At 70.7% G+C, this 23,032-nt stretch carries 20 protein-coding genes and 1 tRNA gene; 11 read left to right on the top strand and 10 right to left on the bottom strand.

All coding sequences use genetic code 11. The annotated features are described in order from the left end of the window. Positions 1 to 11: 11 nt before the first annotated feature. Together OG520_RS19925 and OG520_RS19920 are read right to left on the bottom strand one after the other, a co-directional pair. Positions 12 to 755, bottom strand: a complete 744-nt coding sequence (locus OG520_RS19925) for a YcnI family protein (RefSeq protein ID WP_406014056.1) — start codon at positions 753 to 755, stop codon at positions 12 to 14. Positions 756 to 910: 155 nt separating this feature from the next. Continuing rightward, the gene (locus OG520_RS19920) at positions 911 to 1,714 is read right to left on the bottom strand and encodes a hypothetical protein (RefSeq protein WP_406014055.1); all 804 of its coding nucleotides are present in this window, start codon (positions 1,712 to 1,714) and stop codon (positions 911 to 913) included. 212 nt (positions 1,715 to 1,926) lie between these two features. Here OG520_RS19920 and OG520_RS19915 point away from each other — a divergent pair, with 212 nt between their 5' ends. Then, complete coding sequence (locus OG520_RS19915; protein ID WP_406014054.1) at positions 1,927 to 2,496, top strand: ATP-binding protein; 570 nt, start codon at positions 1,927 to 1,929, stop codon at positions 2,494 to 2,496. A gap of 58 nt (positions 2,497 to 2,554) precedes the next feature. On the opposite strand, the gene OG520_RS19910 is transcribed toward OG520_RS19915, so the two are convergent. Beyond that, on the bottom strand, positions 2,555 to 4,018 hold the full coding sequence (locus tag OG520_RS19910) for an aminopeptidase P family protein (protein ID WP_406014053.1): 1,464 nt from the start codon (positions 4,016 to 4,018) through the stop codon (positions 2,555 to 2,557). Between the two features lie 112 nt (positions 4,019 to 4,130). Next, complete coding sequence (locus OG520_RS19905; RefSeq protein ID WP_406014052.1) at positions 4,131 to 5,501, bottom strand: PP2C family protein-serine/threonine phosphatase; 1,371 nt, start codon at positions 5,499 to 5,501, stop codon at positions 4,131 to 4,133. Positions 5,502 to 6,133: 632 nt separating this feature from the next. Between OG520_RS19905 and OG520_RS19900 the strand changes: the two genes are divergently transcribed. Beyond that, the gene (locus OG520_RS19900; protein ID WP_406014051.1) at positions 6,134 to 6,856 is read left to right on the top strand and encodes a bifunctional DNA primase/polymerase; all 723 of its coding nucleotides are present in this window, start codon (positions 6,134 to 6,136) and stop codon (positions 6,854 to 6,856) included. Between the two features lie 811 nt (positions 6,857 to 7,667). Here OG520_RS19900 and OG520_RS19895 read toward each other — a convergent pair. From OG520_RS19895 to OG520_RS19885, 3 genes are all read right to left on the bottom strand, one after another. Continuing rightward, positions 7,668 to 8,633: a DUF5926 family protein gene (locus OG520_RS19895; RefSeq protein WP_406014050.1), complete on the bottom strand. Its 966-nt coding sequence runs from the start codon at positions 8,631 to 8,633 to the stop codon at positions 7,668 to 7,670. Between the two features lie 188 nt (positions 8,634 to 8,821). Then, on the bottom strand, positions 8,822 to 9,541 hold the full coding sequence (locus OG520_RS19890) for an ATP-binding protein (protein ID WP_406014049.1): 720 nt from the start codon (positions 9,539 to 9,541) through the stop codon (positions 8,822 to 8,824). Positions 9,542 to 9,594: 53 nt separating this feature from the next. Then, positions 9,595 to 10,428: a glycerophosphodiester phosphodiesterase gene (locus OG520_RS19885; RefSeq protein WP_266416657.1), complete on the bottom strand. Its 834-nt coding sequence runs from the start codon at positions 10,426 to 10,428 to the stop codon at positions 9,595 to 9,597. Between the two features lie 266 nt (positions 10,429 to 10,694). Here OG520_RS19885 and OG520_RS19880 point away from each other — a divergent pair, with 266 nt between their 5' ends. Then, the gene (locus tag OG520_RS19880; protein WP_406014048.1) at positions 10,695 to 12,152 is read left to right on the top strand and encodes a trypsin-like peptidase domain-containing protein; all 1,458 of its coding nucleotides are present in this window, start codon (positions 10,695 to 10,697) and stop codon (positions 12,150 to 12,152) included. A gap of 182 nt (positions 12,153 to 12,334) precedes the next feature. Further along, positions 12,335 to 12,419 (top strand) — tRNA-Ser (locus tag OG520_RS19875). 144 nt (positions 12,420 to 12,563) lie between these two features. Here the strand turns inward: OG520_RS19875 and OG520_RS19870 are convergent. Then, the gene (locus OG520_RS19870) at positions 12,564 to 12,686 is read right to left on the bottom strand and encodes a hypothetical protein (protein WP_406014047.1); all 123 of its coding nucleotides are present in this window, start codon (positions 12,684 to 12,686) and stop codon (positions 12,564 to 12,566) included. A 67-nt stretch (positions 12,687 to 12,753) separates the two neighbouring features. Then, positions 12,754 to 13,932, bottom strand: coding sequence for an IS30 family transposase (locus OG520_RS19865; RefSeq protein ID WP_406016524.1), 1,179 nt, complete (start codon positions 13,930 to 13,932; stop codon positions 12,754 to 12,756). Between the two features lie 802 nt (positions 13,933 to 14,734). On the opposite strand from OG520_RS19865, the gene OG520_RS19860 reads away from it, so the two are divergent. Next, a complete protein-coding gene (locus OG520_RS19860; RefSeq protein ID WP_399328747.1) occupies positions 14,735 to 16,324 on the top strand; it encodes an ABC transporter substrate-binding protein in 1,590 nt (529 codons plus the stop codon). Here OG520_RS19860 and OG520_RS19855 read toward each other — a convergent pair. Beyond that, on the bottom strand, positions 16,308 to 17,225 hold the full coding sequence (locus tag OG520_RS19855; RefSeq protein ID WP_406014046.1) for a bifunctional DNA primase/polymerase: 918 nt from the start codon (positions 17,223 to 17,225) through the stop codon (positions 16,308 to 16,310). The genes OG520_RS19860 and OG520_RS19855 overlap by 17 nt on opposite strands. A gap of 329 nt (positions 17,226 to 17,554) precedes the next feature. Between OG520_RS19855 and OG520_RS19850 the strand changes: the two genes are divergently transcribed. The 6 genes from OG520_RS19850 (at position 17,555) to OG520_RS19825 (ending at position 22,951) form a co-directional block, all read left to right on the top strand. Beyond that, complete coding sequence (locus OG520_RS19850; RefSeq protein ID WP_406014045.1) at positions 17,555 to 17,866, top strand: hypothetical protein; 312 nt, start codon at positions 17,555 to 17,557, stop codon at positions 17,864 to 17,866. Between the two features lie 218 nt (positions 17,867 to 18,084). Beyond that, positions 18,085 to 19,350, top strand: a complete 1,266-nt coding sequence (locus tag OG520_RS19845) for an acyl-CoA dehydrogenase family protein (protein WP_406014044.1) — start codon at positions 18,085 to 18,087, stop codon at positions 19,348 to 19,350. A gap of 41 nt (positions 19,351 to 19,391) precedes the next feature. After that, positions 19,392 to 20,360, top strand: a complete 969-nt coding sequence (locus OG520_RS19840; protein WP_406014043.1) for a bifunctional MaoC family dehydratase N-terminal/OB-fold nucleic acid binding domain-containing protein — start codon at positions 19,392 to 19,394, stop codon at positions 20,358 to 20,360. Between the two features lies 1 nt (position 20,361). Next, entirely contained in the window at positions 20,362 to 21,396 is a 1,035-nt protein-coding gene (locus tag OG520_RS19835; protein WP_406014042.1) for an acyl-CoA dehydrogenase family protein, read from the top strand. Beyond that, a complete protein-coding gene (locus OG520_RS19830) occupies positions 21,393 to 21,788 on the top strand; it encodes a MaoC family dehydratase (RefSeq protein WP_399328752.1) in 396 nt (131 codons plus the stop codon). The genes OG520_RS19835 and OG520_RS19830 overlap by 4 nt, the downstream gene beginning before the upstream one ends. Next, positions 21,785 to 22,951 (top strand): lipid-transfer protein, encoded by a 1,167-nt coding sequence (locus tag OG520_RS19825; protein WP_385331054.1) that lies wholly within the window; start codon positions 21,785 to 21,787, stop codon positions 22,949 to 22,951. The genes OG520_RS19830 and OG520_RS19825 overlap by 4 nt, the downstream gene beginning before the upstream one ends. Positions 22,952 to 23,032: the final 81 nt, after the last annotated feature.

Below are 23,032 nucleotides of genomic sequence, written 5' to 3'. Positions count from 1 at the left end.
GGAGCTGTGGATCAGGCGGTGCGGCGGCGGCCGGCGAGGACGCCGAAGGCCACGCCCGCCACGCCGACGACGATGCCGACGATGCCGAGGACCCGGGCCGTGGTGTCGCTGGAAGAGGTGTCCGAGGCGGCCGTCGTCTGCTTGTCCGTTGCCTGGGCGCCGGCGTCGGCACCCTTGGCGTCGGCTGCCGCGCCGTGCTCGCCGCTGGTCGGCGCGGTCAGCGCGAGGACGGGCGCCGGGCTCTCGGGCTCGGCGGCGCCGGCCTTCTGCTCCTCGATCCAGCGGACGACTTCCTTGTTGTCGTACGTCTGGATGGCCTTGAACACCAGCTGGTCGGCGTCCTCGGGGAGCTGGCCGATGGAGAGCGGGAACTGCTGGAAGTCACCGGGGCGGATGCCGCGCGCGTCCTTGTCGCCCTCGGCGGTCCAGGTGACCTTGGAGACGGCCTCGTTGATCTTCTTGCCGTGCATCTCCATCGGCTTGGCCAGCTTGCTCTTGGTGACCTCGATGTCCCAGCCGGGTACGGCCTGCGGCATGACGGAGGCCAGCGGGTGGTCGGTCGGGAAGTTGACCTCGACCTTGGTCGTCGAGGCGTTGTCGCGCTCGTTGGGGACCTTGAAGTTGACGGTGGCGTAACCGCCCTTGGCGGCCTCGCCCTGCGGCTGCACGCTGACGTGCGCGGAGGCCGTACCGGCGAGGATCAGGACGGAGGACGCGGCGACGCCGCCGGCGAGGGCGATGCGGGAAACGTTCATGACAGGGATCACTCCACGGAAGCACGAAGGAAAGGTGGTCCGGCGCGCGGGTGCGCGACGGCATCACGACACCTCTCCTCTTACCCCTGAGCGGCGCGCATGCGCCGGCCGGGTACGGCACGGAGCGGTCCGTGCGCCGGATGGAGGGTGTCGCGTCAGGCTGCGAGCGCGTACGCGGGCGGCGGACCGCGCCTGATCACCAGGTGCTGCAACGGGTCCCCGGTGGCGGGGGGCGGGGCGTCGACCGCCGTACGGGCGATGCGCGGCCCGGTCGCCGGGCCGCCGGGAAGTCCGGCGCGCAGGGCGTCGACGAGGGCGAGCGCCGCGCGCAGGGCGCGCAGCCGGGCCCCGGCCGCGATCTGCTGGGCGCCGTGCGCGGACAGCCGGACCAGCCGGAACAGGGCGATCTCGCCGCGGCGCAGCAGCCAGCCGGTGGCCGCCGCGGCCAGCAGATGGCCGAGCAGCATGGGCAGGTCGGGCAGCAGGGCGGCGAGGGCGGCCGGATCCGTGCCGGACGCGGCGGCCACATGGTGGTGGTCGCCGACCGTCACCGACGCCGGGTCGATGCCCGCGGTGGTGACGATGCGGTGCGCCTCGGCGGCGCTCAGCTGGGCCGGCCCGGCCCCGCACACGAGGCTTGCCGCGAACCGGATCAACGAGTCGTCGCCCGCCGCGGTGTTCGCCGGGGTGCCGTGCGTACCCATGCCGAACAGGGAGTGCAGGGCGATCTGTCCGCCGGCCAGTGCGGCGGCGATGGACGGCAGCGAACGCTCGCGTCCGGCGAACGGTGCCACCACCGCGAACATCCCCAGGAACCCCGCGAGCAGGGTCCACCAGGGGACGGTGGCGCAGGAAGCCAGGGAGTGACCTGCCGCGGACAGCGCGACGCAGACCGCGGTGAACACCGCGGCCCTCATGAGCCGCAGACCGGCTCCGGCGCGTGCGACAGGCATAGACATGGCGGGGCCATCATCGCACCGAGCCCCGGGTCTCCGTACGGCAGGTCCGGAAGGTCGTCTTCCGTCCGATGGGGCCCACCGGCCGGGCATACACGGGTGTACGGAGAGCTGGTATCCGCCGAATGAGCGGTCTCACATCCGGTCTGTGCTTACGAATGGTGTTGCGCGGCAATACGTATCGGTATGTCGAGCCGCAGCCAGGAGGCTGGAGCATGAGCATCTGGTGGTCCCTCCATTTGCGGCGCGAGGCTGCGAGCGTTCCGCTGGCCCGTCGCTTCCTGCTGGGCACCATGGAGACCGCGGGAGTGGACCCGGACATCTCCTTCGATCTGTCGGTCGCACTCAGCGAGGCCTGTGCGAACGCCGTCGAGCACGGCGGTGACCACAGGGTTCAGGAAGACCAGGGCGGCCAGGGCGTTCCGCGGGATCCGTGGGACGTATGGGACGAGCTGCCCGGGGCGGCCTCCGGGCAGTACCGGGTCACCGCTTATCTGGACGGCGAGAAGTGCCGTATCGAGGTCGCCGATTCGGGGCCCGGCTTTCCCGCCCGGCGCACGCTCCGCACCTCCGCACAGCAGCGCGGGACCCAGCAGCACGAAACCCATCAGCAGCACGAACCCCAGCAGTACCCGCCGCTCAACGCCGAGGACGGGCGGGGCCTCTGTCTGATCGAGCAGCTCGCCGATCACGTGCACTTCGGCAACCGCCCCGGCAGCGGTGCCGTCGTCAGCTTCGACAAGGTCCTGAAATGGCGGAAGGACGCCCTGCTCATGGTGTCCTGAGCAGAGCGTCCTTCGCCGGGTCTTCCCGGTCTTCCCGGGGCGTCCCGGATGTTTCGGATCAGCCCTTGAGCCGGGCCATCCATTCCTCGACCTCGTCGGCCCGACGCGGCAGCTTGTCGGAGAGGTTCCGGTTGCCGTCCTCGGTGACGAGGATGTCGTCCTCGATCCGGACGCCGATGCCCCGGTACTCCTCGGGCACGGTCAGGTCGTCGGTCTGGAAGTACAGACCGGGCTCGACCGTGAGGCAGACGCCGGGCTCCAGCGTTCCGTTGACGTACGACTCGGTGCGCGCGGCGGCGCAGTCGTGGACGTCCATGCCGAGCATGTGACCGGTGCCGTGCAGCGTCCAGCGGCGCTGGAGTCCCAGCTCCAGGACCTTGTCCACGGACAGGTCGCCCAGCAGGCCCCACTCGACGAGCTTCTCGGTGAGCACCCGCTGTGCGGCGTCGTGGAAGTCGCGGAAGCCGGCGCCGGGCTTGACGGCGGCGATGCCCGCCTCCTGGGCCTCGTACACGGCGTCGTAGATCTTCCGCTGCAGCGGCGTGAACGTGCCGTTGATCGGAAGGGTGCGGGTCACGTCGGCGGTGTAGAGGTCGTTGGTCTCCACACCGGCGTCGAGCAGCAGCAGCTCGCCGGAGCGCACCGCGCCGTCGTTGCGCACCCAGTGCAGGGTGGTGGCGTGCGGGCCGGCCGCGCAGATCGAGCCGTAGCCGATGTCGTTGCCCTCGATGCGGGCACGCAGGAAGAAGGTGCCCTCGATGTAGCGCTCGCTCGTCGCCTCGGCCCTGTCGAGGACCTTCACGACGTCCTCGAAGCCGCGCGCGGTGGCGTCGCAGGCCTTCTCCAGCTCGGCGATCTCGAAGGCGTCCTTGACCAGCCGGGCCTCGGAGAGGAAGACGCGCAGCTCCTCGTCGCGCTCCGCGGTGACCTTGTCGGTCAGCGCGGCCTCGATGCCGGCGTCGTGGCCGCGGACGTTGCGGACCGGGCCGGTGGCCTCGGTCAGCGCGGCGGGGAGCTCGCGGACGTCCTTCGCCGGGATGCCCAGCAGCTGCTCGGCCTCGGCGAGGGAGTGGCGGCGGCCGACCCACAGCTCGCCCTGGCCGTCGAGCCAGAACTCGCCGTTCTCGCGGTTGGAGCGAGGCAGCAGGTGGATGGTCGCCTCGTGACCGTCCTCGGTCGGCTCCAGGACGAGGACGCCGTCCTGGGTCTGGTCGCCGGTGAGGTACGCGTACTCGGTGGAGGAGCGGAAGGCGTACTCGGTGTCATTGGAGCGGGTCTTCAGGTTGCCCGCGGGGATGACCAGTCGCTCACCGGGGAAGCGCGCGGAGAGCGCGGCGCGGCGGGCGGCCGTGTGTGCGGCCTGGGCGATCGGTTCGAGGCCGTGCAGTTCGGTATCGGCCCAACCCGACTTCATGTTCGCGGCGAGTTCATCGGAGACGCCCGGGTACAGGCCGTTCTTCCGCTGCTTGACCGTCTCTTCTTCCTCGGTCTCCGGGTTCTCCGGGGTGAGCTCCTCAGCCACGATCTGTCTCTCCTTGATACGACACTGGACCCCGTCCATCGTACGGGCGTACGGAAGGGGGCACAGGGCCGGAGGACCTGTTACACGGCCGGGCCGGGGAACGCCGGGGCGCTCAGTCGAAACGCGCGGCCAGGACGACCACGTCCTCCGCGTCGTCGTCGCGGTCGAGCCCGTCCGGCAGCACGGTGCGCAGCACATGGTCGGCGACGGCTCCGGCGTCGAGGCGCATCGCCTTCGGCACGGAAGCGGCCGCCGAGTGGAGCCGCGCGAACGCCCGGTCCGTCGAGTCGCCGGTGCGGCGCAGCAGTCCGTCGGTGCAGAGCAGTACGGTCTCGCCGGGCGCCGGGGTGATCTCCACGCTGGGCGCCTCCCAGCAGGCGAGCATGCCCAGCGGCGCGGAGACCGAGGTCTCGACGAACTCGGTGCGCCGGTCGCCGATCACGAGCGGTGGGGTGTGGCCCGCGCCGGCCAGCAGGATCTTGCGCTCGGCGGGTTCGCAGTAGGCGAACAGTGCGGTCGCCGTACGGGCCGGTTCGGTGAGCCGCAGCAGCAGCTCCAGGTCCGAGAGCACGGCGACCGGATCCTCGCCCTCCATCACCGCGTACGCCCGCAGGCCGGCCCGCAGCCGTCCCATGGCGGCCAGGGCGCTGGGCCCGGAGCCGTTCACCGAGCCCACGGCGAGACCGAGCGCACCCTCCGGCAGCGCCAGCGCGTCGTACCAGTCGCCACCGCCCTGCGGCGCCCGGCGGTGGCGGGCGGCCAGCTGTACGCCGGCGACCCGGGGCAGCCGGCTGGGCAGCAGCTCCTCCGTGACGGTGGCGACGTCGGCCCTGGCCCGCTCCAGTTCCAGCAGCCTGGCCAGGTGCTCACCGGCGTACCCGGCGTAGAGGCCGGCGAGATGGCGCTGGCGTTCCAGGGGTTCGGCGGGTTCGTCGTACAGCCAGACGGCGGCACCGAGTCTGCCGGTCGCCTCGGCGGTGATCGGCACGGCGTAGCTGGCGGCGTATCCGAGCCGGGCGGCGACTTCGCGGCGGCGGGGGTCCAGGCCGGTGTCGCCGGGCAGGTCGGGGGTGGTCAGCGCTCCTTCGGTGTCCGGGAGCCCCTCCAGGATCCGGCCGTAGGAGGTGGCGGTGCGCGGCACCGTCTCGATCAGTCCGAGCTCGGCATGGGCGAGCCCGAGGCCGATGGTGCTCACGGGGCCGCGGCGGTCGGACGGTTCGAGGACGACCAGGCCGCGGCGGGCGCCGACCAGGGCGGCTCCGGCGCCCAGCAGCTCGTGGAGCGCGTCGTCGAGGGTGCCGGTTCTGGCCAGCCGCTCGGTGAGTTCGTGCAACGTGGTGAGGTCGGAGACCCAGCCGGCGAGCCGGTCCTGGATGAAGGCTCCCGGGGCGGACGGCACTTCGGACAGGGGCCCGGCAGTGTGCGCTGAAACCGGAACTGTGGGATCGATTCCAGCCACTCTCGGCAGGTGTGGGGCGCTCATGGACGTCTGCTTTCCGACCAGTGCGTTTCGTCGAATAGCATCGCAAACCCCCATGTCATTCTGCGCCGCTATCAGTGCATCCGCATGTACACGTGCACCACATGTACACGCACAAGTGAGGCGATGTCCAGCATTGTCACCACGGGAAATGTGGTGTCCAAGAGACCGTCAAGTTGGCCTAAAAATGCACCCTGCGACAGCCATTTGCGGTCGACTGGGCGTGCTCGACAGGGGGTGTTCTCGGGGTGAAGTCCTAGAGGGAGCGTCATTTCGGGCATGCTGGGTACGTAATCGATGAAGGCCAGGGGCAGTTCTGATCGCCCCGGAACCCGGCAGGCGGCCCGGACGTCCTCTCTTGTGACGGCCACGCCCCCACCCCCGAGTGGCGGGGTTTGCACCTTGGGACGGCAGGCGCGACACATGCGCTGCTCCTCGCCATGCTTGTCCGGACCTGCTCGTCCGGACCCGTCTCGCACCTGCTCGAATCGGCTCGGACCATGCTCGGTACCGACGACCCACCCGTACCGCAGACCTGAAGAGCATGTACGCACAGTGAAGAAATGCACACGTACGGCAATTCGCACGTGGTGCGATGTGGACCCTCGGCGTTCAACGGAAAGGAACGAGCGCTCATGCGCGAGATCCTCGGAAGGCGACGCAGGCTCCGGCTCCGGCGCAGGGGAAGGCCCGCCCAGCTCGACGCGGCCCTGACCTGCGCCACCGCATGGCAGTGGCCGGTGCTCCCCGGAGTGGGACCGGAGGCGGCCGGTGGTCGCGGTGGCCGTGGCCGTGGCTGCGCCTGTCCCGATCCCGAGTGCGCCGTGCCCGGCGCACATCCCTTCGATCCCGGTCTCCTCGCGGCGACCACCGACGAGCGCCTGGTGCGCTGGTGGTGGACCAACCGGCCCACCGCTCCGATCGTTCTGGCCACCGGGGGGCGCGCCCCGTGTGCGCTGAGCCTGCCTGCCGTGGCCGCCGCCCGAGCGCTGACCGAGCTGGACCGGATGGGCGTGCGGCTCGGACCCGTGGTGGCGACGCCGACCCGGTGGTCGCTGCTGGTCGCCCCGTACGACCTCGAACGGCTCGGCGAGCTGCTGCACGCCCAGGACTGGGTGCCCAGTTCGCTGCGTTTCCACGGCGAGGGCGGTTATCTGGTCCTTCCGCCGTCCGAGGTGGGGGCGGGGCAGGTGCGCTGGGAGCGGGCTCCTTCCCCGGAGCCCCGGCCGCGTCCGCGCGGAAGGGGCGCGGTTCCGGCGCCTGCCGCGCCGTGGCTGCCGGACGTGGGTGCGGTGCTGGACGCACTGGTCGAGGCGAGCAGCGGCGCACCGGACGGCGGCAGCCGGCTCGCGTACTGACGGGTGGTGGCGGGCACGCATCGTGCCCGCCACCGGAGCATTGGGGTGAGCCGCACCGGACCCGTATTCCGTCGGAATATCCGGCGGACCGTCAGAAACTCATGCGAAGCCGACAGGTGAGGCCACGCGATTATCCGGGCGGTGGCTATCCGGGTGGTCGTTGTCCGGCGATCGTTATCCGGATGGCGGATGCGTCCCCGGATGTGATCGCGGATGTGATCCTGTTCCCTGTCTCACAATGCAAAGTCTGCCGCTGCAAAGTCCGGCGGCAGAAGGCTTTCTGATGGTCATTCCGGAACGCCCGGACGGATTTATCGAATATCTATTCGAGTGAGTTCGGGGCGGGCTATTCGTGGAGATCGCCTGGCATCCGGCAGTCGGCATCTGTCCGAGACCGATCGGTTCCCGCGCGGCACACCGGCGCCCAGGGCCCCGGGCTTCTGTCGCGGTCACGGCTCCGTCGGTCCTCCGCCCCTCCCGTTCCGCCGGGCCGGGTCGGTGTGCCCGTGAAGGCGCCGGTGCGGCGGGGCGGTCGTGGGCCGCGGCGCTCGATGAACGAGGAGCGTATGGGTGAGGGGGCTTGTGCGCGGGCTCGTGCGCCGCGTTGCGCGCTGTGCGCCGTACCCGGAAATGAGAATGCCCGATCGCTGGCGACGGGGGATGCACCAGCGACCGGGCTTCTAGAACGGTAACAAGAGATCTGCCGTTCGCAAATTCGATCTCGCGTATTCGGACAGGGATTTACCTGTGAGTACGGCGAGTTGTGACGCGAGTCACCCGAAGGGTCCGGTGGACCCCGGGGGTGTCGCTGTCAGCTGAGTGTCACCTGGCGGTTGGTGAGCCCGCCGCGGGCCCGCCGCTCCTCGGCACTGAGCGGCGCGTCCGAGTCGAGCGCCGCGGCCAGCCGTTCGGCGAACTCGGCCGCGGGCTTCTCGCACTCCTCGGCCCCCATCGCGCTCGGCAGGTCCCAGACCGGGACCATCAGCCCGTGTGCCCGGAAGGAGCCGACCAGCCTGGTCCCCTCGCCCAGCGAGGAGGTGCCGGCGGCGTGCAGCCGGGCGAGCGCGTCGAGCAGCCGCTCCTCGGCGTGCGGCATGACCCAGCGGAGGTGGTTCTTCTCCGGGGTCTCGCACCAGTAGGCGGCGTCCACACCGGCGAGCCGCGTCGTCGGGATCGCCGCCTCGTTCGCGCGCTGCAGGGAGGCCGACACCTCGGGCGTGGCGTTCTCCGCGTCCGGAACCCAGAACCCGAAGCCGGAGTGGACGACGGGCTCGAACGCCGCGGCGGGGTCGAGCACGTCCTGCAGCCGCGGACCATCGGCCGGCACGCGCTGCGCAGCCACGGCCGAACCGGGCTCGGCGTCCAGCGCCCGCAGCAGCGTGTTCGCGAGGTCACGGCTGAGGTCACCCGACGGGGTGTCGTTCTGCAGGGCGAGCAGCACCGAACCGTCGTCGCGGCGAAGCGCAGGCCAGGCCATGGGCAGGACGGTCGCGAGCGTCACCGAGGGCACGCCCTCGGGCAGCCCGTCCTTCAGCGTCAGCGCGACCGTGGCGGCGGGCACCAGTTCGCGCAGCGCGACCCAGTCGCACTCGCCGGCCAGACCCTCGAAGGGGCGGTGGACGAGCTCGGTCACGGCCTGGGCGGCGGCGCGGCCGTGACACGCCTTGTAGCGGCGGCCCGAACCGCACGGGCAGGGCTCGCGAGCCCCGACCACCGGGATCTCGCCATCCTTGAGTTGCTGCTTCCCGGCCTTGGTCTGAGGGCGCTTCTTGGCCATGGTGGGCTTTCTCCCGATTGCGACAGTGCGGTCTGGGCCGCGAGCCTAGCCGCCTCTGTCGTGCGCGGGACACATGCGCCCACACGTCCGGCGGTACCGGAGTGCGGAACGCGTCTTTCCGCGCGGACGCGCCCCGATGCCTCGGCGACGCCTCGGCCGTCGCGGCGGCCGGTGTCCCTGCCGGAAGGTCAGCCCACGTCGTCGAAGGCGTCCGCGAAGCCCAGCCCGTCGAGCGACACGCCCGCTCCCGACATGCCCGCTCCTGGCACACCCGCCCCCGACACACCCGCCCCCGACACGGCCTTCCCCGGCACGCCCGGCACGGAAACGGCCGGTGCACCCGGCCTGCCCGGTCTGCCCGGCACCCCGGACACCTGTCCATGTCCCTCGTTGACGAGGACCCAGACGGTCACTTCGCCGGACGAGCTGTCGCGTACGCCCCACTCGTCGGCGAGCGCGCTGATGATGTTGAGCCCCCGGCCGCCACGCGCCGTCACCGACGGTGTGGCCGGAACGGGGCGGGTCGGACCGCCGCCGTCCGTCACTTCGACGGTCAGCCCGCCCGTTCTGTCGACGCGCCACGCCGCGCGGACGTCGCCGTCACCCACATCCGTGTGCCGGCCCAGCGGCCTGCCGTGCCGGCAGGCATTGCTGAGCAGTTCGGAAAGAATCAATACAGCATCGTCGACGACCGAGTCCGACACCCCGTGGCTGCGCAACTGCTCGCGCATCCGGTGCCGCGCCTGGCCCACGCCCGCAGGGCCATGGGGTACGGCCATGCTCGACGACGTGGGCACTTCCTGTGCCACCACCAACGCCACCCCCGAGACCTCCTTTGCCCCACGCCACGGAGTGGATGCCCTCCTGGACTGGACCGGAAACCGGCCAATGGACTGCCAGTGACGCACTCGTAACGATCGAATACGGTTCGAATGCGCCGGTGCACTCCGTGTAACTGATGTTAAGAGCGTCCCAGTTGTGACAGAACCTGTTTCGGGCGGTTCGTGATGATTGCCTCGACGCCCAGGTCGACGCAGAGTTCGACGTCCTCCGGTTCGTTCACCGTCCAGACGTGCACACGGTGCCCCGCGCGGTGCAGCCGCTCGATGTATGCGGGGTGGTTGCGTACGATCCGCATCCCCGGCCCCGCGATCCGCGCCCCGGCCGGCAGCCGCCCGTCGCGCAGTCGTGGCGAGACGAACTGCATCAGGTACACGGTGGGCAGGGCGGGGGCCGCGGCCTGGACGCGGTGCAGGGAACGCGCCGAGAAGCTCATGATGCGTACCGGCGACGGGCCGTCGGCCGGCGGGGCGTCGAGCTCGAACTGCTTCAGCAGATGCAGCAGCCGCTCCTCGACCTGGCCCGCCCAGCGGGTGGGGTGCTTGGTCTCGACGGCCAGCTGGAGCGGACGCCCGGCGGCCCGGGTCTCGACGACGAGTTCGAGCAGCCGTTCCAGGGTGAGTACGGAGGTGAGCTCCCCCGGCACCGGATCCCAGTCCGGGGACTCCGACTCCTCGCGGTCCTTCCAGGAGCCGAAGTCGAGGGCGGCGAGCTCGGAGAGCTCCAGGGCGGAGACGGCGCCGCGGCCGTTGGAGGTGCGGTTCACCCGGCGGTCGTGCACGCACACCAGGTGGCCGTCGGCGGTGAGCCGTACATCGCACTCCAGGGCGTCGGCGCCGTCCTCGATCGCCTTCCGGTACGCGGCCAGCGTGTGCTCGGGGGCGTCGTCGGACGCGCCCCGGTGAGCGATGACCTGGATGGGGTGGTGCGTGGATTGCTGCCGTGCGTGGGTCACTGCGTCATCGTGTCACCGGGAGGCGACCGCTGTGCGCACGTTGCGCGGCGGATGTGTGCACCTCTGCGCCGTGACTGCGCCGTGACTGCGCCGCGACTGCGGTGCGTCTTGCACCGGGGGATCGTTTTGCCCGATGTAAAGATTGGTGTGCGGATGCACAGGTCCTGCTTACAGTGGCCTGACGTGCCTTGGGAAAAGCTGTCACCGGACACGTACACAGCGGATCTCTTGCCAAAAAATGATGTGGAACCGAGGAGTAAAGAGCTGTGAGCACAGAGAACGAGGGCAACGAGGGCACTGCGGCCAAGGCCGTTCCGTCCGTACCTCCCGTGCCGGCCGACGCTCCTCAGGAGTCGCCCGGGAGCCCGCCCGCGTCCACCCCCGCCCCGGCGGGGGAGCCGGCCACCGCGGCCACCACGCCCATGGCTTCCGTCCCGGCGACGCCTCCCCACGAGCCTCATGCGCCGCACAATCCCCATGCGCCCCAGTCGGCCGCCGAAGCCAACTGGCCGCCCCCGCCCGCCGTGCCGACATACGCCTCCCACGGTGCGGACGGCGGCGGTCCGGTATGGGGCGCCCCGCCCCAGCCGTACGCCCCCGAAGGCCCGCGCAAGCGGGGCATGGGCGGCCTGGTGGCGGCGGTGGCGGCCGCGGCGCTGATCGCCGGCGGCATCGGCGGCGCCCTCGGCTACTGGGCGGCCGACCGCAACGACACCTCCGGCTCGACCACTGTCTCGGCGTCGGCCAACCCGCAGGACCTCAAGCGCGATCCCGGTACGGTCGCGGGCGTGGCGGCCAAGGCGCTGCCCAGCGTGGTCACCATCGACGCACAGGGCGGTGACGGCGAGGGCGGTACGGGCACCGGCTTCGTGTACGACAAGGAGGGCCACATCCTCACGAACAACCACGTGGTGGCCTCCGCGGCGGACAACGGCCAGCTCACGGCGACGTTCTCCGACGGCAGGAAGTACGGCGCCGAGGTCGTCGGCCGGGCACAGGGCTACGACGTCGCCGTCCTGAAGCTGAAGAACCCGCCGTCGGGGCTCACCCCGCTGGCCCTCGGCAATTCGGACCGGGTCGCGGTCGGCGATTCCACGATCGCCATCGGCGCCCCGTTCGGCCTGTCCAACACGGTCACCACGGGCATCATCAGCGCGAAGAACCGCCCGGTCGCCTCCGGTGACGGTTCCGGTGGCAGCAACTCGTACATGAGCGCCCTGCAGACCGACGCCTCGATCAACCCGGGCAACTCCGGCGGCCCGTTGCTCGATGCGCGCGGTGCGGTCATCGGCATCAACTCGGCCATCCAGTCGACCGGCAGCAGCGCCGGCCAGACCCAGGCGGGCTCCATCGGCCTCGGCTTCGCGATCCCGATCAACCAGGCGACGAACGTCGCCCAGCAGCTGATCAAGACCGGCAAGCCGGTCTACCCGGTGATCGGCGCCACGGTCACCATGAACGAGAAGACCGGCGGCGCGGTCATCTCCGACCAGGGCGCGGACGGTACGGCGGCCGTGTCGAAGGACGGGCCCGCTGACCGGGCCGGCCTCAGGGCGGGCGATGTCATCACGAAGTTCAACGACACCGTGATCGACAGCGGCCCGACCCTGATCGGCGAGATCTGGACCCAGAAGCCGGGTGACCGGGTCACGCTCACCTACAAGCGCGACGGCCGGACGGCAACGGCCCAGGTCACCCTGGGGGAGCGCAACGGCGACAGCTGACCGGGCCGGGCGACGCCGCCGGAGCGGTGATCCGACGGCTGCCGGAGCCCGCAGAGGCACGTATCACCCACGCGAACGGCCACGGACAGAGTTGCGGCGGAGCGGGCGAGCGACCGGGATTGCCCGGCGGAATCAATCAGCCGGTACGCTGTAGGCGCTCCGTCACAGGTGGGCGGAGCAGGGGTGGGTTGCCCGAGCGGCCTAAGGGAACGGTCTTGAAAACCGTCGTGGCGCGAGTCACCGTGGGTTCAAATCCCACACCCACCGCCGCAGGTCAGAGAAGCAGCAGGTCAGAGGGCGGGTCTCCGAGCCGGAGACCCGCCCTCTGCGTTCACCCCGTCTCACCCCTGGTCGCCTGTATCCCGGTTCTGACCAGTGCGTTTGGGCCATGCGCGGGCCAGACTCACGCACTCATCCGCCGGTGAGTCCCTGCTCGATCAGGGCGTTGGCACGGTCCTGCCGGCCCCGCAGGATCTTGGCGTAGAGCCGGAAGAGCACGGCGGGCTGCCACCGGCAATCAGTGGGGCCGCACACCCACCGCAGATGAACGGCCCCCGACCGGAAGTGGCGGATTCTCGGGGTCCTCGCAACACCTGATGGCCTATGCGGTCGTCAGTAGATCACGCAGGCGCTCGGCTGGGGTTCTCCAGCCGAGCGTTTTGCGTGGTCGGCCGTTGAGTTGCTGAGCGACGTGTTCGAGGTCTGCGGCGCTGTGCACGGACAGGTCGGTGCTCTTGGGGAAGTACTGCCGCAGCAGACCGTTGGTGTTCTCGTTCGATCCGCGCTGCCGGGGGGAGTGCGGATCGCAGAAGTAGACCGGTACTCCCGTGGCGACGGTGAACTGCTTGTGCGCGGCCATCTCGCAGCCTTGGTCCCAGGTCAGCGAGCCGCGCAGGTGCGCGGGCAGGGTCTGGATCAAGGGCACCAGCACGTCACGGACCTCCTCGGCGGTGTGTCCGCCGGGCAGATGCCCGAGCATGACGTAGCGGGTGGAACGCTCGACCAACGTCACGATCGCGCTCTCGCTGCGGGGGCCGACGATCAGATCGCCCTCCCAGTGGCCGGGCACCGCCCGGTCCTCGACCTCGGCAGGCCGCTCGGAGATCATCACCATCTCGTCGACGAACCGGCGAGTGCGCTGCTCCGGGCCACGGTGTGGCTTGCGGCGGGTGCGCCCGGTGCGCAGCGCGAGTGCGATCTCGCGCCGCAGCCCGCCACGGGCCTGGACATAGATCGCCTGGTAGACCGTCTCCGGACTCACCCGCATACCCTCGTCGTCGGGGAACTCCATGACCAGAGCGTGACAGATCTGCTCGGGTGACCACTGCTGCTGCAGTTTGCCCGCGACGTACTCGCGCAGCGGACCGTCGTGGGCGAGCTTGGACTGCTTGGGGCGTGCCCGGCTCTTCGCCCAGGCCCGCTGTGCCCGGTGGGGCTGATAGACGCCCTCGACGCAACGGGCATCGATCTCACGTTTGACGGTGGATGCCGGCCGGCCCGGTGCCCGTCCGATCGCCCGCAGTGAGCGGCCCTCACGACGCATGTCGGCGATCAACTCCCGCTCGGCCACCGTCAGGAACCGTGGGTGCAGCTCGGCTTCGACTGCCGCAAGAGAGGGCGCCGACGTGACGGCGACGGTGCTGGTCATGCCCGTTGTGTAGTCGATCCCTCGCCCATCGGGGTGCAGGCGCGCGTTGCCGATCTTCCGGATCCCGCGGTCCCAGTCCTTGGCTGTGCGCTCGTGGACCCCGACCTGCGCCGCGGCATCCCGTCGTCGCACCCCCGACGCGCGAAGCCGGTCGTACTCCGCCCGCCCCGGATGCCCACTGGTGCCCGTCTTCCCACGACCACGGACGCCGGCCTTCCGCGCCCAGCCCGCCGCCGTGTGTCGGCTCACCCCAACCGCCCGAGCAGCACCCGAGACACTCCCGTTCTCCCGGTCCAGCGCCTCGAAGAACCGCGCCTTCAACTCCTCAAAATCCACGATCCCCGCAACTCCCTGAAATCCAGGGTGTTGCGGGGATCGCTAGAACCCGCCGGGTTCGGTCGGGGGTCGTCGTTCTGTGCGTTACCGGTGCGTTTGCCATGCGTTGGCTGTGCGCGGATGCCGCTGCGGTACGCACTGTTCCGGACGGACTGCGGGAGATCGCGGAGGTCCGGGGTGGCGTGGACCAAGTCCCTTTTATCCGGGGCTCGTTCGCTGACCAGGGGTAAAGGTGCGGCGGTCGGTTCGGCCGGTCGGCCGGCACGGTTCGATACCAGCCATTCGCGCCGACGGCACCGGCTTCCGGTGACGATGTTTGTCGCTTGATGTGCCACCACGTGGCGCCCCGTACTACTAGATTGTCAAAGCACCACGAGACCGATCATGATTTGTGCTCCATCGTTCATCAGCTGCCATTTGGCAGTCAGTCACTACGAAGAACCCTGGTGAACACCATGTCCAGTCAGGCTGTCGGTCCGCACCACCGCGCACGGCCGGGCTGACAGTGCTGGACGGCCGCGACGTTCGCAGTAGTTCTGACCTGATCCGGTTGTCCGGGGACCCCCACGTTCCCGGCCGAGAGTATGAGGCACGTTCTGTGAAGGTTCGTACGAGGCGGTCGGCCACCTTGATCTCCGGGGGACTGGCGGCGGTGCTGTTGGCGGGTTGCGGCTCCGAGGATCAGATCTGGCCGTTCGAGAGCAAGGACAGAATGGTCGTCGGCATGTCCGACGGCATCCTGGCGACGGATCCGGCCGCGGGGTACGACCCGGGGTCCTGGCTGCTGTTCAACAACGTCTTCCAGTCGCTGCTGAGTTTCCCGCCCGGGGGTTCCATCCCGGTGCCGGAGGCCGCCGACGAGTGCGGTTTCTCGGACGGCAGCAAGACCTACACCTGCACCCTGCGTGACGGGCTGAAGTTCAGCAACGGCCACAGCCTCACCTCGGCGGATGTCAAGTACTCCTTCGACCGGGCGATCAAGATCAACGACCCGGCGGGCCCGGCGCCGCTGCTCTCCACTATCTCGTCGATCAGCACGCCGGACGACAAGACCGTCGTATTCCGGCTCAAGGTGCCCGACGCGACATTCCCCAGCAAGATCGCATCGGGTGCGGGCTCCATCGTGGACCGCCGGGTATATCCCAAGGACAGTCTGCTCAAGGGCGGTAAAACGGTTGGTTCCGGTCCCTACAAGCTGGACTCCATAGACAAGTCGAAGGCCGACTTCTCGGTCTATTCCGGCTATCACGGAACCGCCGAGGTGAAGAACTCCGGCGTGACGATGAAGCTCTTCCAGGGCGACCAGCAGGCGCTCAAGACCGCTCTGGAGAAGGGCGATGTCGATATCGCGTACCGCGGTCTCACCGCCAAGACGATAGCCGCCCTGGACACTTCGCCCACCGCGGAGAAGGACGGCATCGACGTGGTCCAGGGGAGCAGCGCGGAAGTCCAGCACATGGTCTTCAACGTTGCCGACCCGGTGGTCGGCAAGCTCGCCGTGCGCAAGGCCATCGCCTATCTCGTCGACCGTTACGCCCTGGTCAGCGAGGTCTACCAGTCCACGGCGACACCGCTCTACTCGATCGTCCCGGTCGGTATCACCGGGCACGGCAACTCCTTCTTCAACACCTACGGCGACAGTCCGCAGCCGCAGAAGGCGAAGGACGTCCTGAGGGATTCCGGTATCACCGACAAGGTGAGACTCACCCTTTGGTCCACTCCGAGCCGTTATGGGCCCGCCACCGACGACGAACTCCAGACCATCGCCGATCAGTTGAACAAGAGCGGTCTTTTCGACGCCAGTATGAGGTCGGTCCCGTTCGACCAGTACGAGAAGGGCATCGCCGACGGCAAGTACGGCATCTATGTGAAGGGCTGGGTGCCGGACTATCCCGACCCCGACAACTTCACCCAGCCGTTCTTCGGTGACGGGAATGTCCTGTCGAACAATTACGAGAACAGCGACATAACCAAACGGATCATCCCGCAGACCTCGTCCATGACCGACCGCTCGAACACCCGGACGCCGTTCATCAAGCTGCAGGACATCGTGGCGCATCAGGTGCCGCTCCTGCCGCTCTGGCAGGGGAAGCAGTACGCGGTCGCCAACGAGAACGTCCGGGGTCTGCAGAACTGTCTGGACACGTCGACCGTTTTCCGGTTCTGGGAACTCAGCTCCGCGGGTTAAGGCCGTCCGGCGGACGGCCTCCGGGAGCCGCGTCCGGCGCGGCCGTGGTGAGACGGGCCGCCGATGCGATCGTGGCGCGGGCCTCGCGTTCGGTGAGGCCGGTGCGGACGGCGGCGTGGGTGAGGGCGTCCGCCAGGGCGTCGCCGTAGCCGTGTTCGTAGGCGCGGCAGGCCGCCCAGAAGAGCCGTGTGTTGCGCTGGCCCTCGCGTGCCGCGAGGACGAAGCGGACCAGTCCCCGGCCCCGGTCGGGCCGGTCGGCGGCGCCGGGCCGGCGGCGTACGGGAGGCATGAGCAGGCGCAGGAGCGCGAGGGGGCAGCGTGCCGGAGGCAGGCCGGCGGTGCCCGGGGCGAGTCGGTAGCGGCCGCGCGGGGTGACCGATCCGGGTCCCACCAGGTAGCCACCGGCGCCCCGGATGTCGATGCCGGGGGCGAGGCGGCTCGCGGAGTTCGGCACGGGAACGCCGGGCGGGCCGGTCAGCCAGATGTGCCGCCCGCCGCTGGGGGTGAGGACCATGACGGTCGGCGGGATCGTGAACAGGTGGTGCAGGGCCAGCCGCCGGAGCGATGCGGCGGAGTCGCTGCTGCCGGTGGTGTCGATGTCCAGGTCGATGCCGATGAGGTGGTGCGGGGGCCGGCCGCAGGCGATGCCGTAGCCGGTGGCCCAGGGGGCGGCGGCGAAGAGGGCCCGTACGGCGGCCGGGTCCGTGGTGGCGTCGTGGACACCGTGCCCGGGAAGGCCGCATGCGCCCCGGCAGGTGGACCGGCGGTCGTCGCTGCGGTGCGGAGAGGGCAGGGCGGGGAGCTTGCGGGCGGTCAGCGGGATGACGGGGAGCCCGCGCTCGGCGGCGGAGAGTGCGTGGGCCAGGGCCAGGGTGGCGGTCTGCCGGGCGGTGATGGCCATGGTTCTATTTTCGTTCAGGTGTTCGAAAAAGGGAAGGGGGGCGTGGCGTCGGTGAGCCGGGCTCCGGAACGCTTGTTCCCTTGGGGTGTAAGGGATCGGGTGGTGGGGCGGTGTCCGGATGGGGCGCGTACGGGGTGTGCGCCGGGGCGCGTGGGGCGCGCAAAGGGTTTATCGGGTGCTTCCTCACGCCTGCGGGGGAATCGGGTCGCATGCGTGGTTCGCCGGGGGTCCGGTGGAATGCTCTGGTCTCGCGACGTCGTGACCAGCACCGGGGCGGTCGGCCGGCTGTCCCGGAACAAGCCGTACTTCCCGTTCCTGGAGGAATTGACATGGCAAGCATCCGTACCGCTCGTGCCCTCGCCGCTGTTGCCGCCCTGCCCCTCGCCGTCGCGCTCTTCGGTGGCGTGGCCCAGGCCGACAGCGGCTCGTTCGCGAACGACGGGTCGAACGCGGCCGTTGCGACGGTCGTGGGCAGCGGCGTCGACGGCGACAACTGCGGCAACTCGTCCACGTCCCAGCAGCAGGCCGTCGGCTCCGGAGCGTCGAACCAGAGCAACACCGCGCAGGTGAACGGCTCGGAGTACACCGCGATCGACCAGGACAACGACAACTTCGTGGTGAACTTCACCAAGCTCTGGTGAGTCGTGGCCGGTCATGGGCCGGTCGGGGGGCGGGTCAGGGTCGGTGGAACAGCGGTCCGCGCGAGGGTGCTTCAACACCCCCGCGCGGACCGTTTCGCGTTGCGGGCGATGTGGTGTTCGGACCGCGGCGGGGGCGTCGTCGACCTTGACAGCGGCCATAGATCTGACGGACAGTCAGAAACCCTGATCCGTACACCCGTGTCCGGGAGGCAGCCGCCGTGCACCTCGCCCAGACGGAACGTCAGCGACAGCTGCGCGCCGAACTCCGCATGTACTTCCGCGAGGTGATGCCCGGGAGGGACGCGGGGACGCCCCCGGGTGACGGGGACCCGGCCGGGCAGCGGCGGGTGCTGCGCAGGATCGGCGCCGACGGGATGCTCGGACTCGGCTGGCCCGTCGAGTACGGCGGCCAGGGGCGAGGCGCCGACGAGCAGTTCATCTTCTTCGACGAGGCGTACCGGGCGGGGGCGCCCGTCTCGATGGTCACCCTCAACACCGTCGGCCCGACGCTGATGAGGTACGGGACCGACGAGCAGAAGGCGTACTTCCTGCCCAGGATCCTCAGCGGCGAGCTCGTCTTCGCCATCGGCTACAGCGAGCCCGAGGCCGGTACGGACCTCGCCTCGATGCGTACCAGAGCGGTGCGGGACCGCGTCGGTGCCTCGGGCCCGGACGTCGGCTCCGGCCCGGAAGGCTCCGGGAGCCCCGGGAGCCCCGGGAGCGGCGAGGGCGGCGAGGGCGGCGGCCACTGGGTGATCGACGGGCAGAAGATCTTCACCAGCAACGCCCAGAACGCGGACTGGATCTGGCTCGCCTGCCGCACGGATCCGGACGCGCCCAAGCACCAGGGCATCTCGATCATCCTCGTCCCGACCGATGCCCCCGGCTTCGCCTGGACACCGATCGAGACCGTGGGCGGGCTCACCACGACGTCCACCTACTACGACGGGATCCGGGTGCCCGTCACCAATCTGGTGGGTCCGGAGAACGGCGGCTGGGGGCTGATCACCAATCAGCTGAACCACGAGCGGGTGGCTCTCGCGGCGATCGGGATGCAGGCCGAGGACTTCTACGAGGCGGCTCTCGCCCATGCCCGTACCCCCGATCCCGTGACGGGCAGGTGCCCGGCCGACGAGCCGTGGGTACGCGGCCGGCTGGCCGAGGCGTATGCCCGGCTGGCGGCGACGCGCCTGCTCAACTGGCGTCTGGTGGGCGATGTCGGGGCGGGTTCGCCGGCCCCGGGCGAGGCGAGCGGCGTGAAGTTCGCGGGGACCGAGAGCGCCGTCGAGGTGTACCGGATGTGCCAGGAGATCACCGGGGAGGCGGGCACGGTGCGGGGCGGTTCGACCGGCTCCTTCGGGGACGGGGAGCTGGAGCGGATGAACCGGGCGGCGCAGATCAACACCTTCGGGGGCGGGGTGAGCGAGGTGCAGCGGGAGATCGTCGCGACGATGCGGCTCGGCATGAAGAGGGGCAGGCGGTGACGGTCGTGCGGGAGGGGCGGCAGATGTCCGAGGGTCGGCAGATGTCCGAGGGTCGGCAGGTTCCCGAGGGTCGGCAGGTGTGCGAGGAACCCGACGAGTTGTACGGGCGGCTCAAGGAGTTCGAGGGGCGGGCCGCCGCGACCGCGGGCACTGGCAAGGACCCGGTCAACGAACCGATGATCAGGCACTGGTGCGAGGCGATGGGGGACACGAACCCGGCGTACTCGGGGCCGGAGGCGGTCGCTCCGCCGACGATGCTGCAGGCGTGGACGATGGGCGGTCTGTCGGGCCACACCGACCGCTCCGCGGCGTACGAGGAACTCTTCGGCCTGCTCGACGGCGCGGGATACACCTCGGTGGTCGCGACCGACTGCGAGCAGGAGTATCTGCGCCCGCTGCGGCCCGGGGACCGGATCACGTTCGACGCGGTCGTCGAATCGGTCTCGGAGCGGAAGACCACCAAGCTGGGGACGGGCTATTTCGTCACCACGCGCATGGACGTCCGGGCGGACGGGGAACCCGCCGGGACGCACCGCTTCCGGATCCTCAAGTACACCCCGGCGGCGCCGAAGCGGGAACCGCGCGGCGGTGGACGGAGCCTGCGCCCGAGGCCGGTGATCAACCGGGACAACGCCGGGTTCTGGCAGGGCGTCGCCGAGCACCGGCTGCTGATCCAGCGCTGCGGCGACTGCGGCACGCTGCGTTTTCCCTGGCTGCCCGGGTGCAACGCGTGCGGCGGCCAGGAGTGGGACACGGTCGAGGCGAGCGGTGAGGGCACCGTCTTCAGCCAGGTGGTGATGCACCACCCGCCCTTCCCCGCCTTCGGCGCAGACGGGGCGGGCGGGCCGTACGCGGTGGCGCTGATCGAGCTGGCGGAAGGGGTGCGGATGGTCGCCAATGTCATCGGCGTGCCGTACGACAAGGTGCGGACGGGAATGCCGGTCCGGCTGGAATTCCTGCGTACGGACCCCGAGTTGGAGCTTCCGGTCTTCCGGGGAGGCGAGGGCTGACATGGATTTCGCACCCACCGAGGAGCAGGCCGCGGCACAGGGGCTCGCGGCGCGGATCTTCGGCGATCTGTCGACGCCCGAACGGCTGGCAGCGGCCGGCACGGGGACGGACGCCGGGCTGTGGAAGGAGCTCTGCGCGGCCGGACTGACCGCGGCGGTCGAGGAGACCGGGCTGCTCGGCCTGGTGCTCCTGCTGGAGGAACAGGGGCGCACGACGGCGCAGGTGCCGTTCGCGGCGAGCTGTGTGTACGGGCTGCTGGCCGTCGCCGGACACGGCAGCGACGAGCAGCGGGAGCGGCTGCTGCCGCCGCTGCGGGACGGCACGGCCGTCGCCACCGGGGCCTTCCCGGCACGCGGTGGGATACGGGCGGACGGCGGCGGGCGGCTGAGCGGCAGCGTGCCGTACGTGCCGTGGCTGCGGGACGCGGACCTCGTCCTCGTCCCGGACCGGGAGCGGCGGCTGTGGATCGTCCGGACCGGGGACGCCGGTGTGCTGGCCGAGCCGGTGGAGACCACGGCGCCGTGGTCGGCGGCGCGGCTGGTCCTGGACGGGGCGTCCGGGGAGCGGCTCGGCGGCGCCGGGGCGTACGCGGCGGTGCTGGCCGCGGGCCGGACGGCGTTCGCCGGACTGCAGGCCGGGGTGTGCGCCGGCTCGCTGGCCCGCGCCGTCGCCCACACGAACACCCGGGAGCAGTTCGGGCGCCCGCTCTCCACCAAGCAGGGGGTGCTGCTGCGCGCCGCCGACGCCCATATGGACACCGAGACGATCCGGGTCACCGCGTACGAGGCGGCCTGGCGGCAGGACGCGGGGCTGCCGTACGGGCCCCAGGCACTGACCGCGGCCTGGTGGGCGTCCGAGGCGGGAAAGCGGGTGGTGCACGCCGGACAGCATCTGCACGGCGGCACGGGCGCGGACCTCGACCACCCCGTGCACCGCCACTTCCTCTGGGGGCGGCAGCTCGACGCCTATCTGGGCTGCGGCAGCGAAGTGCTTCAGGAACTCGGTGAGTCGCTGGTGAAGGAGGGCATGGAGTGAAGGCCGGTGATGAGCTCGCGCCGCTGGAGATCGCGGTGACCCGCACCCTGATCGTGGCGGGCGCGATAGCCTCCCGCGACTACCAGGACGTGCACCATGACGCGGAGCTCGCCCGGGAGAAGGGTTCCCCGGACATCTTCATGAACATCTTGACGACCAACGGCCTGGTGGGCAGGTACGTCACCGACTGCCTCGGCCCGTCGGCCGTTCTCCGCAGGGTCGCCATCAGGCTGGGCGCGCCCAACTACCCCGGGGACACCATGGTCCTGAGCGGCACGGTCACCGCCGTCGCGCCCGACGGGACGGCCGAGGTGGCCGTCGTCGGGTCCAACGGTCTCGGACGGCATGTCACCGGCACCGTGACCGTCGGCGTTCCGCAGGGGGCGGCATGAGTGTGCGCAGGGCCGATTCGCTCGGCGGCAGGGCGGCGGTCGTGGGGATCGGCGCGACCGAGTTCTCCAAGGACTCCGGGCGCAGCGAGCTGAAGCTGGCCGTCGAGGCGGTGCGGGCCGCCCTCGACGACGCCGGGCTGACCCCCGCCGACGTGGACGGCCTGGTCACCTTCACCATGGACACCAGCCCGGAGATCACCGTCGCCCAGGCGGCCGGCATCGGTGAGCTGTCGTTCTTCTCCCGCGTCCACTACGGCGGCGGGGCGGCCTGCGCCACCGTCCAGCAGGCGGCCCTGGCGGTGGCGAGCGGGGTGGCCGACGTCGTGGTCTGCTACCGCGCGTTCAACGAGCGCTCCGGGCGCAGATTCGGCTCCGGCGTGCAGCAGCGGGAGCCCACCGCGGAAGGCACGGCGCTCGGCTGGAACCTGCCCTTCGGGCTGCTCACCCCGGCCTCCTGGGTCGCCATGGCCGCCCAGCGCTATCTGCACACCTACGGGTTGACGCCGGACGTCTTCGGCCATGTCGCGGTCACCGACCGGCGCCATGCCGCCCGGAACCCCGCCGCGTACTTCTACGGGAAGCCGATCACCCTGGCCGACCACGCGGCGTCGCGGTGGATCGTCGAACCCCTGCGGCTGCTCGACTGCTGCCAGGAGACCGACGGCGGGCAGGCGATCGTCGTCACGAGTGCCGAGCGGGCCCGGGACCTGCCGCAGCCGCCCGCGGTGATCGTGGCCGCCGCGCAGGGCGCCGGGCGGGCGCAGGAGCAGATGACGAGCTTCTACCGCGACGACCTGACCGGCCTGCCGGAGATGGGAGTGGTCGCCCGGCAGCTCTGGCGCAGCTCGGGCCTCTCCCCCTCCGACATCGACGTGGGGATCCTCTACGACCACTTCACCCCGTTCGTCCTGATGCAGCTGGAGGAGTTCGGCTTCTGCGCGCCGGGCGAGGGGGCCGGCTTCGTCGCGGCGGACGCGCTGCCCCTGAACACGCACGGGGGCCAGCTGGGGGAGGCCTATCTGCACGGGATGAACGGCATCGCGGAGGCGGTCCGGCAGATCCGGGGCTCGTCGGTGAACCAGGTGCCGGGGGCGGCCAGGACCCTGGTCACGGCGGGCACCGGCGTACCCACCTCGGGCCTGATCCTCGGCACGGACGGCTGAGCGGACGCCCTCCGGGGCGGCGTCCGTCGTCGTCCTGGGGGCTCAGGGGCGCCCCTGAGCCCCCAGGACGACGAGTCCACC

This window comes from Streptomyces sp. NBC_00984 (genome assembly GCF_045162475.1).
Lineage (GTDB): Bacteria > Actinomycetota > Actinomycetes > Streptomycetales > Streptomycetaceae > Streptomyces.
The sequence above is the reverse complement of the archived record's forward strand: the minus strand, read 5'-3'. Positions and strand labels throughout refer to the sequence as shown.

Bases quoted from the DNA above. Each gene is read 5' to 3' on its own strand.
- OG520_RS19925 (WP_406014056.1), bottom strand. From the start codon at position 755: ATGAACGTTTCCCGCATCGCCCTCGCCGGCGGCGTCGCCGCGTCCTCC.
- OG520_RS19920 (WP_406014055.1), bottom strand. From the start codon at position 1,714: ATGTCTATGCCTGTCGCACGCGCCGGAGCCGGTCTGCGGCTCATGAGG.
- OG520_RS19915 (WP_406014054.1), top strand. From the start codon at position 1,927: ATGAGCATCTGGTGGTCCCTCCATTTGCGGCGCGAGGCTGCGAGCGTT.
- OG520_RS19905 (WP_406014052.1), bottom strand. From the start codon at position 5,501: ATGAGCGCCCCACACCTGCCGAGAGTGGCTGGAATCGATCCCACAGTT.
- OG520_RS19900 (WP_406014051.1), top strand. From the start codon at position 6,134: ATGCGCGAGATCCTCGGAAGGCGACGCAGGCTCCGGCTCCGGCGCAGG.
- OG520_RS19895 (WP_406014050.1), bottom strand. From the start codon at position 8,633: ATGGCCAAGAAGCGCCCTCAGACCAAGGCCGGGAAGCAGCAACTCAAG.
- OG520_RS19855 (WP_406014046.1), bottom strand. From the start codon at position 17,225: ATGGCCATCACCGCCCGGCAGACCGCCACCCTGGCCCTGGCCCACGCA.
- OG520_RS19850 (WP_406014045.1), top strand. From the start codon at position 17,555: ATGGCAAGCATCCGTACCGCTCGTGCCCTCGCCGCTGTTGCCGCCCTG.
- OG520_RS19840 (WP_406014043.1), top strand. From the start codon at position 19,392: ATGTCCGAGGGTCGGCAGGTTCCCGAGGGTCGGCAGGTGTGCGAGGAA.
- OG520_RS19835 (WP_406014042.1), top strand. From the start codon at position 20,362: ATGGATTTCGCACCCACCGAGGAGCAGGCCGCGGCACAGGGGCTCGCG.
- OG520_RS19825 (WP_385331054.1), top strand. From the start codon at position 21,785: ATGAGTGTGCGCAGGGCCGATTCGCTCGGCGGCAGGGCGGCGGTCGTG.